Origin of the sequence: Enterobacter sp. Ag1, assembly GCA_000277545.1 — a bacterium.
GTDB lineage: Bacteria > Pseudomonadota > Gammaproteobacteria > Enterobacterales > Enterobacteriaceae > Cedecea.
Genome location: AKXM01000005.1, coordinates 157,897 through 174,243 on the forward strand (window position 1 = coordinate 157,897; position 16,347 = coordinate 174,243).

Annotated in this window: 12 protein-coding genes; 4 read left to right on the top strand and 8 right to left on the bottom strand. The window is 53.7% G+C overall.

What is annotated here, in order from left to right; translation table 11 throughout:
- Positions 1-93 precede the first annotated feature (93 nt).
- From cyoE to cyoA, 5 genes are read right to left on the bottom strand one after another with little or no spacing between them, the layout of a single operon-like run.
- Complete coding sequence (gene cyoE / locus A936_RS03295; RefSeq protein WP_008454592.1) at positions 94-981, bottom strand: heme o synthase; 888 nt, start codon at positions 979-981, stop codon at positions 94-96.
- Between the two features lie 11 nt (positions 982-992).
- The gene (locus A936_RS03300) at positions 993-1,322 is read right to left on the bottom strand and encodes a cytochrome o ubiquinol oxidase subunit IV (RefSeq protein WP_008454594.1); all 330 of its coding nucleotides are present in this window, start codon (positions 1,320-1,322) and stop codon (positions 993-995) included.
- Positions 1,322-1,930, bottom strand: coding sequence for a cytochrome o ubiquinol oxidase subunit III (locus A936_RS03305; protein WP_008454595.1), 609 nt, complete (start codon positions 1,928-1,930; stop codon positions 1,322-1,324). The genes A936_RS03300 and A936_RS03305 overlap by 1 nt, the downstream gene beginning before the upstream one ends.
- Entirely contained in the window at positions 1,920-3,911 is a 1,992-nt protein-coding gene (gene cyoB / locus A936_RS03310; RefSeq protein WP_008454596.1) for a cytochrome o ubiquinol oxidase subunit I, read from the bottom strand. Before cyoB ends, A936_RS03305 begins: the two co-directional genes overlap by 11 nt.
- Before the next feature lie 19 nt (positions 3,912-3,930).
- Positions 3,931-4,893 (bottom strand): cytochrome o ubiquinol oxidase subunit II, encoded by a 963-nt coding sequence (gene cyoA, locus A936_RS03315; protein WP_008454597.1) that lies wholly within the window; start codon positions 4,891-4,893, stop codon positions 3,931-3,933.
- 540 nt (positions 4,894-5,433) lie between these two features.
- Here cyoA and A936_RS03320 point away from each other — a divergent pair.
- A complete protein-coding gene (locus A936_RS03320; protein WP_008454599.1) occupies positions 5,434-7,134 on the top strand; it encodes a molecular chaperone HscC in 1,701 nt (566 codons plus the stop codon).
- Between the two features lie 2 nt (positions 7,135-7,136).
- Positions 7,137-8,456, top strand: a complete 1,320-nt coding sequence (locus A936_RS03325) for a J domain-containing protein (RefSeq protein WP_008454600.1) — start codon at positions 7,137-7,139, stop codon at positions 8,454-8,456.
- Between the two features lie 47 nt (positions 8,457-8,503).
- On the opposite strand, the gene A936_RS03330 is transcribed toward A936_RS03325, so the two are convergent.
- The gene (locus tag A936_RS03330) at positions 8,504-10,015 is read right to left on the bottom strand and encodes an anion permease (protein WP_008454601.1); all 1,512 of its coding nucleotides are present in this window, start codon (positions 10,013-10,015) and stop codon (positions 8,504-8,506) included.
- A gap of 646 nt (positions 10,016-10,661) precedes the next feature.
- Here A936_RS03330 and A936_RS03335 point away from each other — a divergent pair.
- Positions 10,662-13,439 carry a flavocytochrome c gene (locus A936_RS03335; protein ID WP_008454602.1) on the top strand — a complete coding sequence of 926 codons (2,778 nt, stop codon included), beginning with the start codon at positions 10,662-10,664 and terminating at the stop codon, positions 13,437-13,439.
- Positions 13,440-13,517: 78 nt separating this feature from the next.
- Here the strand turns inward: A936_RS03335 and ampG are convergent, their stop codons facing one another.
- Complete coding sequence (ampG, locus tag A936_RS03340) at positions 13,518-14,993, bottom strand: muropeptide MFS transporter AmpG (protein ID WP_008454603.1); 1,476 nt, start codon at positions 14,991-14,993, stop codon at positions 13,518-13,520.
- A 57-nt stretch (positions 14,994-15,050) separates the two neighbouring features.
- On the bottom strand, positions 15,051-15,629 hold the full coding sequence (locus A936_RS03345; protein ID WP_008454604.1) for a lipoprotein: 579 nt from the start codon (positions 15,627-15,629) through the stop codon (positions 15,051-15,053).
- A gap of 304 nt (positions 15,630-15,933) precedes the next feature.
- Between A936_RS03345 and bolA the strand changes: the two genes are divergently transcribed.
- Positions 15,934-16,251 carry a transcriptional regulator BolA gene (gene bolA, locus A936_RS03350; protein WP_008454607.1) on the top strand — a complete coding sequence of 106 codons (318 nt, stop codon included), beginning with the start codon at positions 15,934-15,936 and terminating at the stop codon, positions 16,249-16,251.
- The last annotated feature ends 96 nt before the right edge of the window (positions 16,252-16,347 follow it).

Consider the following 16,347-nt stretch of genomic DNA (forward strand, 5'->3'; position numbering starts at 1 on the left):
AATCGTTAGTTATTTAGCAGATATTACAGGGCAGGTGCTTTGATGATACTGATAAAAAAGGGCACCGAGGTGCCCTTTTATGCTTTTCGCGACTTACCAGACGTAAGTCAGCAGATTATGTGAGTCTGGCACCATGAAATCGACCGACATCATGACGCTCAGCGAGGTAATGGCCACGATAGAGAAGATGAACAGCTTGCGCGCCCAGACCTTATCGTCTTCCACTTTATAGCCCCGCAGCGCCATACCCAGCCACCAGACGCTGACCGCCGCGGCGACGATCAGATATTTGTATCCGGCATAGCCGCCCAGAGAAAGCATCAGCGTCGCCACCGCAAAAGCGATGATGTACAGCGTGATGTGGTTCTTGGCGACGGAAATGCCTTTTACCACCGGCAGAACCGGAATATTGGCGGCCTGGTAATCTTTAAAGCGGAAGATGGCAATCGCATAGGAGTGCGGCATCTGCCACAGGCTAAAGATAGCCAGCAGGATAGCGGCGCCGGTGTCGAACTCGTTGGTCACGGCGCAGTAGCCGATAACCGGAGGAGCCGCACCGGACAAGCTGCCGATGAGCGTGCCGTAGACCGAGTGGCGTTTCATGTAGAGGCTATACACCCCGACATACACCACGAAGCCCATCACGGCCAGCCACATCGCCAGCGGATTTGCACCAAACCACAGCAGCATGAAGCCAGCAATACCCAACACGGTGGCGTACACCAGCGAAATTTTCGGTGAAATCAGGCCTTTAACCAGCACCCGATTTTTCGTTCTCTCCATCTTCTGGTCGATATCGCGGTCGATAAAGTTGTTGTAAACACAACCTGATGCGACCACCAGTGATACGCCAACCAGCGTATAGAGGAACAGCGGGTAATTAATGCTGCCCTTCGAGGCCAGTAAAAATCCCCCAATGACAGAAATTAAATTACCGAAAATAATTCCTGGTTTCGTTACTTGCAGGTATTGCTTAATCATACATGCCGCTCTTAGTGAACCATCATGTTCAGGTTGAGGTTCCACATAATCCAGATCGAGCCAATCACCAGAATGGCAATAATCAGCACCGTAAAGGCGAAGGCCACCAGGTTCCAGCGCTCACTCGACGAGGTGTTCAGATGCAGGAAGCACACGAGGTGCACCAGAATCTGGACGACTGCAGTCACCAGGATCACGGCAAGCATGGTGCCGTGAGAGGCCGTGCCTTCCATTACAATCCAGAACGGAATAGCCGTCAGGATGATAGACAGGATAAAACCTGTCATGTAGGTCTTCACGCTACCGTGGTGGGCGCCGCTATGTTCAGTTGAATGACTCATTACATTGCCCCCATCAGATAGACTACAGAGAATACGCAGATCCAAACCACGTCAAGGAAGTGCCAGAACAGGCTCAGGCACATCAGACGCGCACGGTTGGTGCTGGTCAGGCCGCGGCGGGAAACATGAATCATCATGAATGCCATCCACACCAGACCGGAAGTGACGTGCAGACCGTGGGTACCGACCAGCGCGAAGAACGCTGACAGGAAGCCGCTGCGATCCGGGCCGAAGCCTTCTTTGATCAGGTGATGGAATTCATAGATTTCCATCCCAACGAAGCCTGCACCGCACAGGAAGGTCAGCGCCAGCCAGGAGATAACCTGACTTTTGTTGCCTTTATTCATGGCGATGATCGCCATGCCGTAGGTGATGGAGCTCACCAGCAGCAGGGCAGTTTCAACGGCCACGAACGGCAGCTCGAAGATGTCTTTCCCTGCCGGGCCACCTGCGGTGCCGTTCACCAGAACGGCATAGGTCGCGAACAAGCAACAGAACAGAATGCAGTCGCTCATCAGGTAGATCCAGAAACCAAAGACCTTATTGGTTCCCGCATCGTGGTGCCCGTGCTCCGCGGCGTGGGCGTTATTTACAGTCTCAGTTGCCATTTTTCAGCCCTGCTTTGGTGAGTTCTTCGAAATGCTGATTTTCCAGTTTTTCGACTTCAGCCACCGGAACATAGTAATCCACATCTTCGTCGAAGCTTTTCGCAATCCAGGTGATAACGATGCCGGCAAAGCCAACAATCGCCAGCCACCAGATGTGCCAGATCATGGCAAAGCCAAACACGGTGCTGAATGCAGCGATGATGATACCGGCTGCGCTGTTACGCGGCATATGAATCTCTTCATAGTGCGCAGGCTGCTTGTACGCTTCACCTTTCTCTTTCATCTCCCAGAATGCATCACGCTCGTGAACGTGCGGCAGGTGGGCGAAGTTATAGAACGGAGGTGGGGAAGACGTTGCCCACTCCAGCGTACGGCCACCCCATGGGTCACCGGTCAGATCGCGGTTCTGCTCGCGGTCACGGATAGAAACGTAGAACTGAATCAGCTGGCACAGAATGCCCAGAGCGATCAGCGCCGCACCACAGGCTGCAACAACCAGCAGGGTGTGGAACTGTGGATCGATCTGCTGGCTCAGACGACGGGTCATGCCCATGAAGCCCAGCACGTACAGCGGCATAAATGCCACGAAGAAACCGATAATCCAGAACCAGAAGGCGCGTTTGCCCCAGGTTTCGTTCAGCGTGAAGCCGAACGCTTTTGGCCACCAGTAGGTCAGACCTGCGAAGCAACCGAAGACCACGCCGCCGATGATAACGTTGTGGAAGTGTGCAATCAGGAACAGGCTGTTGTGCAGCACGAAGTCCGCGCCCGGCACCGCCAGCAGAACACCGGTCATCCCACCGATAGAGAAGGTGACGATGAAGCCAATGGTCCACAGCATCGCGGAGTTAAAGACGATGCGGCCCTGATACACGGTGAACAGCCAGTTGAAGATCTTCACCCCGGTCGGGATGGCGATAATCATGGTGGCAATACCGAAGAAGGCGTTTACGTTCGCCCCGCTGCCCATGGTGAAGAAGTGGTGCAGCCAAACGATGAACGACAGAACGGTAATCGCGATGGTCGCCCACACCAGGGAGGTGTAACCGAACAGACGCTTTTTAGAGAAGGTTGCAACCACCTCAGAGAACACACCAAACACCGGCAGCACCAGGATATAAACTTCCGGGTGGCCCCATGCCCAGATGAGGTTGATGTACATCATCATGTTGCCACCCATATCGTTGGTAAAGAAATGGGTGCCAAGGTAGCGGTCAAGGGTCAGCAGCGCGACGGTCACGGTGAAGATTGGGAACGCGGCGATAATCAGTACGTTAGTACACAGCGAAGCCCAGGTGAACACCGGCATTTTGAACATGGTCATACCCGGGGTACGCATGTTCAGAATGGTCACGAAGAAGTTAATACCGGTCAGTGTCGTACCGATACCGGACAGCTGGAGACTCCAGATCCAGTAATCGACCCCGACGCCCGGACTGTACTCAATCCCCGATAGCGGTGGATAAGCTACCCAGCCGGTCTGAGCGAATTCGCCCACGCCCAGTGACAGGTTAACCAGCACCACGCCGACAACGGTGAACCAGAAGCTCAGGTTGTTCAGGAATGGGAAGGCAACGTCACGCGCGCCAATCTGTAAAGGCACAACGATGTTCATCAGGCCGATAACAAATGGCATCGCTACGAAGAAGATCATGATAACGCCGTGGGCGGTAAAGATCTGATCGTAGTGGTGAGGCGGCAGGAAGCCTGCTTCGCCGGCGGAGGCCAGTACCTGCTGGCTACGCATCATTACCGCATCGGCAAAGCCGCGCAGCAGCATGACGATAGCGACGATAATGTACATCACGCCGAGGCGTTTGTGGTCAACGGAGGTTAGCCACTCTTTCCATAAATATTCCCACTTACCGAAGTAAGTGATAGCCGCAAGCAGCGCCAGTCCCCCGACGATGATTGCCGCAACCGTAACCATGACAATTGGCTCATGGTACGGGATTGCATCCAGTGTAAGTTTTCCGAACATCGTATTATTCCTCGGCCCCTTAGTGAGAGGTTTCCGCGTGACTCATGTCCATGCCTTCCATACCTTCCATGCCTTTCATATCGTCATGGGAAGCCTGTTCACCTTCCGGCTTGGTCATGTGCATGCTCCCGTGTCCCATAAATTTGTTAATCACGTCTTTAAACAAATCAGGTTTAACACTGGAGAAGTATTCGACTTTGTTGTATTCGCTTGGCGCGGCCAGTTTCTCGTAGGTCGCCATATCGTTCATGACTTCAGGAGACTGTTTCGCTTTAGCAACCCATTGGTTAAAGGTGTCCATGTCCGGCGTGGCGATAGCCTTGAACTTCATGCCGGAGAAACCTTTACCGCTGTAGTTTGACGAAATACCGTCGTAGGTGCCGGCTTCATCGGCAATCAGGTGCAGTTTGGTCTGCATACCTGCCATTGCGTAGATTTGGCTACCCAGGCGGGGAATAAAGAAGGAGTTCATCACCGAGTTAGAGGTGATTTTGAATTCCACTGGGGTATTGGCCGGGAAGGCGATTTCATTCACCGTAGCGATACCCTGCTCCGGATAGATGAAGAACCATTTCCAGTCCATGGCGATAACTTCGATGGTCACCGGCTTCGCTTCATGTTCCAGCGGGCGGCTAGGTTCAAGAGAGTGAGTGGTTTTCCAGGTCAGTACCGCGAGGAAGATAACGATAAGGATAGGAATCGTCCAGACTACAGCTTCCACTTTGTTCGAGTGCGACCAGTTAGGGCTGTATTTGGCGTCTTTGTTGGATGCCCGATACTTCCAGGCAAAACCGATAGCCATTGCAATTGCAGGGATAACGACAATCAACATCAGGCCGATGGCCGTCAGTATCAGTGAACGTTGTTCCAGTCCGATCTGTCCTTTGGGATCCAGGAGTGCAGAATCACAGCCACTGAGTAAAAAAGCGCCTGCGATTAATGACAACCATCCCAAACTTTTATTGTATTTCCTGAGTCTCATTTAACGACCTCAATTCCAGGGAGCTCTATTGTCGTTTAAAGTGTGCCGGCATTTTACGGGAAGGTTACATTACTGTAAACATGAATGGCGCAGTGTCAGTAGGGTGTTACCGGGTTCTGCCTACGATGTCACACAGAATGCAACAAACTGTAAAATCTAGCGTTGGTGCGCGGGCTCCGCAGGTTATAACGAAAACCTATGTTGGCGGAAATAGTCCGGGGAAATGAGTATAACCAGTCAAATTAAAATACATTTAATTAACAATGCAGCAGCATTTGTCACATGTTTCCAACAAATATTAATTTCTCACCGGGCTGAATCGTTAAGGATAATCTTTTAATGCTTATTGAACAAAGTAATTAAAGAAAACTGTATTTAATTACGATAAATAGTCCTCGACGGTAACACTTTATGGCCTGGGTAATTAATAGACAAAAAAAGTAACTATCCGGTATTAATTACATTTTCTTAATCACAAAGCAGGTGAAAACGACAGGGTTAAGGGCGTTAAGTAGCCACTTTATAATCAGGGATAAGATCATGGCAGGACATATTTCACCCATTATTGGTATCGATCTCGGCACATCCAATAGCGCCGTGGCCTGGTTTGGTGCTGCGGGGACAACGTTAATTTTGGGCCGCCGCGGTGAGCGTTTAACCCCTTCCGTTGTCGGGCTGGATGACGATGGGCATCTGCTGGTTGGCGAGGCGGCAAAGGCCCGACTGGTTAGTCATCCTCATCTCACTGTCGCCAGTTTCAAGCGTTATATGGGCACCGATAAAACCTTCACTCTTGGCCAGCAGTCATTTCGTGCTGAAGAGCTTGCCGCGTTAGTGCTGAGAAAATTAAAAGCGGATGCCGAGGTTACGCTTGGCTGCAGCGTCACGCGTGCGGCCATTACCGTACCGGCTTACTTCAACGATACCCAGCGTAAAGCGGTGAAAGCTGCCGGGCAGATGGCCGGCCTGGACGTTGAGCGCCTTCTTAATGAGCCCACCGCAGCCGCGCTGGCCTACGGACTGGCCGACAGCCGTGAGCAAAAATTCCTGGTCTTCGACTTAGGCGGCGGAACGTTTGATGTCTCCATCGTCGATATGTTTGAAGGCGTCATAGAGGTGCGCGCCAGCAGCGGCGATGCCTGGCTGGGGGGCGATGATTTTACCGAAGCAATCCGCCAGTGGATGCTAAGCCACTATCCCCAGCTAACGCTTGATGACCCGGCGTTTGCCGCAGAACTGACCCGCCAGGCAGAATCGTTAAAACGCCAGCTCAGCAATCAGGAAAAAGCCACTGCGAAACTGACCTGCGGTGGTGAGGAATACGGCTGGGATATGACCGAAGAGGCTTTCCAGGAATGTTGCAGTGGGCTGCTGTCCCGCCTGAAAAAACCGGTGGTTCAGGCGTTACAGGATGCGCAATTTGACGTTGCGCAACTCGACCACGTTATTTTGGTGGGCGGCGCAACCCGTATGCCGCTGGTTCGTCAACTGGTGACCCGCATGTTTGGTCGCTTCCCTCGTAATGAACTGAATCCTGACGAAGTGGTGGCGCTGGGCGCTGGCGTTCAGGCCGGACTTATAGCGGAAGACAAAGCGCTGGACGACGTGGTGCTCACCGATGTGATGCCTTATTCATTGGGGATCGAAGTGGCCCGCCGGCACGGGGACAAAATAGAAGAAGGCTTTTTCTCGCCGCTGATTGAGCGCAACGCCTTCGTGCCGGTTAGCGTGATGCAGACCTTCAGCACCATGAATGATAACCAGCTCAAGATCGATATTGAGGTTTATCAGGGAGAATCCCGCAAAGTCAGCGACAACCTGCGCCTGGACAGCATGTCGATTCAGATCCCGCCGCGCAAAGCGGGGGAAGTTAGCGTGGACGTGCGTTTCACCTATACCCTTGACGGCATCCTGGAAGTGGAATGCAGGGTCAGCGGCGAGCAAACCGCATCCACAATGGTGATCGAGAAATCGCCGGGCATGTTCAGCGCTGAGGATATTGCAAACCGCTTAAAACAGCTGGACGCGCTCAAACAACATCCCCGGGACGTGCCTGAAAATCGCCAATTGGCTGCCGAAGCGGCAAAACGCTATGAGCAGACGCTGGGAGACAGACGCCAGATTATCGATCATTATGCGACGCAGTTTGAACAGGCGCTGGACCGCCAGGATCTGCGTGTTATTGCTGCCGCGCGGGACGACCTGCGTCGGGTGTTAGACCAGCTTAACGACGGACTGTAAAGATGGCGACGATATGGGATGTGCTGGGCATTGAGCCTACAAGAGATGAAAGCGAAATTCGTCGGGCTTATGCCCGGGAGCTAAAGCTACGGCGGCCGGACAAAGACCCGAAGGGGTTTCAGGCGTTGCGCGAGGCGTTTGATAGCGCCAAACGCTATGCCAGTTCGACGGTTGTTCTGAACGACGAAGATGAGCATTTCCCGGATAAACCTGAACCTACGCCGATGATGGATTATGTTCGGGAACTGATGCAGGAGCAGACCTCTCAGCCACAAACACTCTGGAGCAAAAATGAACTCTGGGAACAGGCGCAGTCAGTTTCGACTCTGTTAATCAGGGATGAACTTGAAGGATTGGGGACGCTGCATCGTTACCTTGATAATGAAATCCCCGATGCACTTGAAGCCCGACACGTGTTTAGCCTGATGCTCGCCGAAGCACTAAGCGAGCAGAAGTGGCTTAACCGCAGCCTGTTAAATGAAGTCTCTGCGGTGATGGACTGGCAGATTGACAGCTACCGCTCATCTCAACTTCTTGACTGGCTGGTACATGCCCTCGAACAGCAGATTGCGATAACTAACCGGGAGAACTACTGGCAGTATCTGGCCAGGCAATATGGAGGCAATCGTTATGCTCAGTTGAAATGGCGACTGCTGACGGAAAAAGGGATGGCGATTCCAGGGTGGGTAAGGCTGGTTCCCGATCTGCTGTCGCAGCTGGCGAAGCAGGTGGGGGAATTACGCCAGCAGTCGCCCGCATTGTTGGAGCGCCTTAATCCTTCACTCCTTGAGGTGCTGCAAAAACCAACCCTGGCCCTAAGCTGGGGAGCCATCATTGCCGTAGTTTTCTGGGGGTATACGGCCTGGCTAACGGGCCATGAGTCACCGAAAGCCGCGTTTCAGTCAGGTGTCATGCTGGCCGTAGTGGCGACTTTTCTCTGGGGATATCCGTTTCTTGAACGCCGATTTAAATCCGGAGGAGCGGCAAGCAAATGCGTCCATACTGTTTTCTGGCTGGCATCGTGGCTGCTTCTTGCGATGGCATTTTATAGCGCATGGCGTGGAGCGAGCGCATGGCAGGGAAAAGATGTCATAACGATGCGGGCGCTGGTTATCCTGCTCTTCCTTGTTATCCCGGTGGGATGGGCGCTTTGGCAAAGACGTGGCGACTGGCGTAACTTACCTGTCAGGATTGTGGTTGTTGTCCTGATGTTCCCTGTTTTATTTATCCGTCAGCTTCCTCCCCTGGTGAATCTATTGGGCATGATATTGCTGCCTATGCTTTATGGCATCACCATCGAAATGGTTTACTTCATAAAATAAAAAAGCCCCCGGTTTATGCCGGGGGCTTTTGCATCAAACGTTGTGCATCAGAACATCAGCACCATCCACGGGTAGCTGATAAGCATCAGCGAACAGAGGAAGATAGCGCCAAAGATGGTACCCATTCGCCAGTAATCTTTGGTTGGCAGGTAGCCGCTGCCGTAGTAAATCGGGCTTGGACCGGTGCCGTAAGGGGTGATGATCCCCATCACGCCGAGTGAAGTCACCATCATCAGGCAGAAGACAGGCATATTGATACCCGGAATGGATGCGGCGATGGTCAGCGTGGCCGGCAGCAGCGCGGTGGTGTGCGCCGTGGTGCTGGCAAACAGATAGTGCAGCAGGTAGAACGCCACCAGCAGCATCACCGCCGATACCTGCGGGTCGAAGCCGTGCAGCAGCGCGGCACCTTCTTTACCCAGCCAGGCAATAAAGCCCACGCGAGCGAGGCCATCGGCCAGCGCCACCAGGGTGGCAAACCAGGCAAAGGTATTCCAGGCCGGTTTATTGCTGATAATGTCGTTCCAGTTCAGCACGCCGGTCCACAGCATCAGGATAATAACCAGCAGAGCGGCCATGGCAGGCTCAATCCATGCGGCGGCAAAAATCCACATCAGCAGGGCGCTACAGACAAACAGCAGCAGCAGGATTTCTTTGCGCGACAGTTTGCCCAGTTTTTCCAGCTCTGCGGCAGCCCATTTCGGCACTTCGTCATTCACCTTTACTTCCGGCGGATAGAACCAATAAGCCAGCAGCGGCATGGTGAGGATCAGCAGCACGCCCAGCGGCAGGAAGGCCAGGAACCACATGCCCCAGGAGATCTCAAAGCCGATGATGCTTTTCACCAGCGCCAGCGCCAGCAGGTTCGGTGCCAGCGCGGAGAGGAACATCGAGCTGGTGATACAGGCGGCGCTGATCGCCACCCACATCAGGTAAGAGCCAATTCTGCGCGAGCTTGGGTCATTGGGCAGAGAGCCATACAGCGGCGGCAGGTTAGCAATAATCGGGTAAATCGTGCCCCCACTGCGCGCGGTGTTAGACGGAGTGAACGGGGCGAGAAGCAGGTCGGCGAAGGTGATCGCGTAACCCAGCGTCAGGCTGCGTCGGCCCAGGTATTTCACCAGGATCAGCGCCAGACGGCGGCCAAACTGCGTTTTGTCGTAGCCGGCGGCAAACATAAAGGCGCCGAAGATCAGCCAAACGGTGGAGTTGCTAAAGCCGCTGACCGCCCACTGGAAGGACTGGCTCGCCAGCTTAAATTTAGGGTCTGCCAGCTCGGCCGGGCTAAACAATAGCCACTGGCTGAACAGCGCGATAACCACGATGCCTGTCAGCCCGATAACTGCGCCTGGTAAGGGTTCGAAGATTAGCCCGACAATCACCCCGACGAAGATGGCGAAGAAGTGCCATGCGTAGGGCTCTAATCCGGCCGGAACCGGAAGCAGTAATATAATGATGCTGATAAGGATAGGTAAAAATAGCAATATCAAGCGCTTTTTATTCCCCGCGTCCGGGGGCGATGCTTTCGCTGTCGCGCTTATTGGTGAGGTGTTAGTCATAGCCTGTGCCTTAAAGTTATCATGATGAATTCGATTAATATTCCCTGCAAAACCTGTTTCCCGACTTTTATTTCCACCTCATCTTTTATAGGCAGAATTTTATACATTCATGATAGTTTTTTTAACCGGTGCAAATCTGACCGCCCATCGCACCTGCTCCCTGCCTCCATTTAACCTCATATTTATTGAGTGATAAGCGATTGTTTCTCGAATCCTTCATCATACTGAAACAATGGGGGATTATCCCTTCTTTTGCGCTCCTGCTGACCGTGTCAGGTATTTGATTTTGGTTTCTGTATAGCAAAAAGCCAACGATTTTATTTAACTAAAAAAATCCGCTTCATTTATATCCATAGTCTTTAAGCGGTTAAAGATTAAATCGTAACCTGATGTAAATAAGCCGCTTCGCTGATTGCCATCGACTATTCAGTAGAAGCAAAGTGATATAAAACCTTTTGTTATTTATGGTTATTATTTGTATTTGCTTTTTTTAAGGCGTTGACTAACATTCGAAAAATATATTCCGCAAAATTGCCGTTTCTGTTCTCTAATTCAAATTACGTTACTCCCTGATAATTGTGTTGCCTGCCGGGGCTATTCATTGAGTGCCGGACAATGTCGACCTCACCTGCTGGAATGATAAAGAATGAACTCCAAAACTCCGATCCTGAAGCCACTCACCTTGCCCAACGGCGCGGTGCTGAAAAACCGCCTGATCATGGCGCCGATGACCACCTGTACCGGTTTTTACGACGGCAGCGTGCCCAGCGATTTGGTTGAGTATTACCGCGAACGCGCGGGCACCATCGGCACCGTTATCGTCGAATGCTGCTTTATCGATCCTAAAGGCCCCGCTTTCCCCGGTGCTCTGGCTATCGACAGTGACAACAAAATTCCTGGCCTGGCGCGAATTGCCAGCGCGATTAAATCCCGCGGCTCTAAAGCCATTCTGCAGATTTATCACGGCGGCCGAATGGTTGAGCCGGAGCTGATTGGCGGCAAGAAGCCCGTCGCGCCGAGCGCCATTGCCGCACCGCGTGAAGGGGCCACCACGCCAGAAGCCCTGACCGCCGAAGAAGTGGATGTGATGATCACCAAGTTTGGCGATGCCGTGAACCGTGCAATCAAAGCCGGATTCGACGGCGTGGAGATCCACGGCGCAAACACTTACCTGATTCAGCAGTTCTATTCGCCAAACTCTAACCAGCGTGACGATAAGTGGGGCGGCAGCCGCGACAACCGCGCCAGGTTCCCGCTGGAAGTGCTCGAAATCACCCACAAAATGGCCAGCCGCTTCGCCGATGCTTCCTTTATTATCGGCTACCGTTTCTCGCCGGAAGAGATTGAGGTGCCGGGCATCCGCTTCGACGACACCATGTACCTGCTGGAAAAGCTGGCGGAAAGGGGCGTTGATTACGTGCACTTCTCCGTGGGCTACTTCAAGCGTTTGTCGATTGTCGATACCAAGGATCCGACCATGTTGATCAACAAGTATCTGGCGATGCGGTCTGAAACGCTGGCGAAAGTGCCGGTTATCGGGGTGGGTGGGGTCGTTAATCGCACTGATGCCGAAGAAGCGCTGGGCCTCGGGTACGACCTGATTGCCGTCGGGAAAGCCTGTATTGCCTACCCGGACTGGGCCGATCGCATTTTAAAAAATGAAACGCTGGATCTGTTCATTGACAGCACCAAGCGTGAAGAGCTGCTGATCCCTGAGCCGCTGTGGCGCTTCTCGCTGGTCGATGCCATGATCCGCGATACCAGCACCACTGGCCGCAAATACAAAGCCGGGGTCTTCCAGGAAAAAGTGGAGGCCGAAGCGCTCAAGCTCAAAATCAGCGTCACGCTCGACACTGACCGTATCACCGACATTACTCTGGTGCAGGACGATTCGGTGGATGTCGATTTCACCCCAAGTTTCGAAATTTTGCGCTCGCGTATGCTGGTGGCCAACAGCCCGTATGTGGATGCGGTGACCGGGGCAACGGCACAAAGTGAGGCCCTGAAGAAAGCGGTCTCCCGCGCGATGACCACCTCCAGCAAAGAACATGTGATTGAAGAAGGCGGCAACCCGGATGCACCTCAAAGCTACGATGTGGCGGTGATCGGCAGCGGCGGTGCAGGCCTGGCGGCGGCTATTCGTGCTTCCGATGCCGGTGCCCGCGTGGTAATCATCGAGAAGATGCCAACCATCGGCGGCAACACCATCAAAGCCTCCGTGGGCATGAACGCCGCGGAAACGCGCTTCCAGGCGATGAAGGGCATCAAAGACAGCAAAGAGCTGTTCTACGATGAGACCCTGAAAGGCGGTAAATTCAGAAACAATACCGAGCTGCTGAAAGAGTTCGTCGAGCGCGCGCCAGGCGCCATTGACTGGCTGGCAAGCCTGGATATCGTCCTGAACGACATTACCATCACCGGCGGGATGAGCATTGACCGTACACACCGCCCGGCAGACCGCTCGGCCGTTGGTGGCTTCCTGATAAGCGGCCTGGTCAACAACGTCAACCAGCGCAGCATCGACGTACTGCTGGATACCACCGTGGAAGAGATTCTGCATGAAAACGGCGTGGTAACCGGGGTTAAGGTTGCGAACGAATATAACGAACACCATATTCTGCTGGCGAAAAGCGTGGTTGTGGCTACCGGTGGCTTCAGCGCCAACCGTAAAATGGTGGTTCACTACCGCCCTGAGCTGAAAGGTTTTGTGACCACCAACCATAAAGGTGCGACCGGGAGCGGTATTGCCCTGCTGGAGAAGATCGGCGCCGGTACGGTGGACATGGATCAGATCCAGATCCACCCGACCGTGGAGCAAACGACTTCTTATCTGATCTCCGAGTCCATTCGCGGCGGCGGGGCTATTCTGGTCAGTCAGGAAGGGCAGCGCTTCTTCAATGAGCTGGAAACCCGTGACAAGGTTTCCGCAGAGATTATCGCTCTGCCGGAGAAAAGTGCCTGGATCCTGTTTGATGAGCAGGTACGCCAGAACAACAAAGCGGCGGATGAATATATTGCCCGTGGGTTTGTGATCAGCGCGCCAACGGCGGAAGAGCTGGCGGTGAAGCTGAATATGGATGCGCACGCGCTGCAGCAAACGCTGGATCGCTACAACGGCTTTGTGAAGCAGAAAAAGGACGAAGACTTTGGGCGTACCACCGGGATGCGTTTCCCACTGGACACCGGGCCATACTACGCGATCCGCATTGCGCCAGGGGTTCACCACACGATGGGCGGTGTCACTATTAACACCAGCGCAGAAGTGGTAACCGAACAGCATCAGGTGATTCAGGGCGTCTGGGCCGCAGGTGAAGTGGTGGGCGGCATTCACGGTGCAAACCGCATCGGCGGCAACGCCGTCGCCGATATCATCATCTTTGGTACACTTGCCGGGCAAAACGCGGCAGCACACGCGCTGGCTTAAGGCGATAAAAAAGCCGGCAGGGTGACCCTGCCGGCTTTCTCAGACCGGGCGTTTATCCGCCCGGTTTTTTTATTCTTATCAGATAAGTGACGTTTTGCGCAGGGCGAGGAAGTCCAGCAGGCCGCCAAACAGAATCCCACCGATGGCGAACAAAGCGCCCCATTCCAGCAGCTGTAAACCAAATGCCCATTCGGTCAGCCCAAGCGCATTGCTGATAATAACCAGCAGCCACGCCGCCAGTAGCAGGCAGCCAAAGCCCAGAATACGCAGCGCCAGGCGGTAAGCCGGAGCAAATTCACTGCGCGTCATGAAGGTTTCGTTTTGCTGGGTGAACTCCAGCGTGCGCTTACAGACCAGTAATAATAGGATCCCCGGTACAGCGGCGACTACGGAGAACAGGTAGAACGTCGGCCAGCCGTGGGCTTCCACGAACCAGCCGGCAATCGGGCCGACATACACGCGGCCCACGGCGGAAAGCGCGGAAAGCAGCGCAAACTGGGTGGCTGAGAATGACTTGTTGCACAGCGTCATCAGCAGCGCCACGAAGGCTGCAGTGCCCATGCCGCCGCAGAGGTTCTCGAAGAACACCGCGCTTGCCATGGTAATCATGTCTTTATCCGTTACCGACAGCAGCCAGTAACCGGCGTTGGACACGCCCTGCAAAATGCCGAAGATCAGCAAGGCGCGGAACAGCGTCAGCTTTTGCATCAGCATTCCGCCAAGCAGCGCGCCGAAAATGGTGGCGCACAGCCCCAGCGTTTTATTCACCACGCCGACTTCACCGGCATCAAAGCCAACGCCACGGATCAGGAACGTGGTGGTCAGGCTCATGGCGAAGGCATCGCCCAGCTTATAAAGCACAATCAGCAGCAAAATCAGCCAGGCATTGTTGCGGCCAAAGAAGTCACGCAGCGGTTCAACGACGGCGCGCTCCAGGCTTTTAGGGACGGGGACGGCATCTGTAGGCTCTGGCGCCAAAAGCGTGGCGATAATACAGGGCACAAGCAGGGCTGCCATCAGCCAGTAGGTGGCCTGCCAGCCTAAATAGCGGTCCGCCAGCCAGAGCGCGAGACCGCCGGAAACCAGCATTGCCAGGCGGTAGCCCAGCACGCTGATGGCTGCACCGGTCCCGCGTTCCTCGGCAGACAGAACGTCAGTTTTCCAGGCATCAAAGACGATATCCTGGGAGGCAGAACAGAAGGCGATGATCACCGCCAGGGCAGCCATCCAGCGCAGCTGCGAGGAGGGTTCAAGGAACCCCATGGCGGCGATTGCCACCAACAACAGAATTTGCGTGATTAACAGCCAGCCACGACGACGCCCGAGCAGCGGCGGGGTATAGCGGTCCATTACCGGCGACCAAAGAAACTTAAAGACGTAGGCCTGGCCCACAAGCGAGAAGAAACCGATGGTTTTCAGGTCGATGTTTTCGACGGTCATCCAGGCCTGAAGCGTACCTGAAGTCAGGGCTAGAGGCAGGCCGGACGCAAAGCCCAGAATCAGTAAAATGGCTGATTTTGGCTGCTGAAAGATGCGCAGATAATGATTGGACATAGGGGAATTGTACAAACTCTGTTGTTGGCCCGCGTGAGCAGGCCAACGGGGTAAAAATTAACGAGCGTTCTGCTTAACGAAGTCGTGAACGCTGGTGTCCTGAGCCATATCCGCAATGGTATCGGTCAGCACGGAGTTAACCGCGTCAGCGATATTTTTATTGGTAGCCTGGAACGCGCCTTCAACGTTATAGCTGGAGCGGTAGTTCTTGGTCATCTTGTTACCGTTCTTCGCGGTAGCAATGATGGAGATATCCGCTTTAGTGGCGATGTTGTAGCGCACGTTACCCTGGGAAACGTCTGCATACAGCTGGTTAACGATGATCTGCAGATCAACCGGGCTGTTTGGCCCAATCATATAACCGCGGGCGGTCATCTGTTTCTCCAGCACTTCCTGCAGCAGGAAGCGCAGATCGCGGGATGGCGTCAGCGTGACTAGCTGATTGTCGCGGGTCACCTTCGCCAGCGCCTGGCTGGTACGCTGATCGGCACCGTTGATGCTTAGCGTCACGCCCATCAGGCTTGGATCCTGCTGTGGCAGGGTGATCTTTGGTGACACTTCAATGGTGGTTGGCGGTGTTGCGCAGCTGGCCAGCATAAACATGGCAACCAGCGGGAAAAGTAATTTTTTTAACATGTTCGCTTTCTCAATGTACTCAAAGGGCAGGCTGATAAAAATCACGCCATCATAACACTGCGGTCGTGCAGGGGAAGTGCTTAACGCACGGAATTTCATCGCGTTGCCATTTTTCTGGGCTTCAGCAAAACCTTCTGACACTTTTCATTCGGTTTAGTGCCTTAACCCTATGAACGTTCTGATAACCGGGTGAAGAAAGGCCCGAGAAAGTTAAATTTTTGTTGTGTTCAAAGTAAAATCTGGCTAAAAGCGGCTAACATTTAAAGGGATGAGTGGCATCTCTACGTTGTCGAGGAGAAAGTTCATGCTGATACGCGAGCAGATAGAAGAGAAGTTAAAAGCCGCCTTTACCCCCGCGTACCTGGAAGTCGTGGATGAAAGCTATCGTCACAATGTCCCGGCGGGCTCCGAAAGCCATTTTAAGGTGGTGCTGGTTAGCGATCGTTTTACCGGCGAGCGTTTTTTAAACCGCCACCGCATGATTTATGGCACATTAAGCGAGGAACTGGCAGGCCCGGTACACGCGCTGGCGCTGCACACTTACACCGTCAAAGAGTGGGAAGGGCTGCAGGACACGGTGTTTGCCTCCCCGAACTGCCGTGGCGCGGGCAGCATTGCCTGATTAACCGCTAAGCGTTTGCAACTAAGGGAACTTTTCCGTTATGTTGCGGTATGTATACTGCGTTTCCCAAAACGGCCTGCGGGCCGTTTTGTTTTG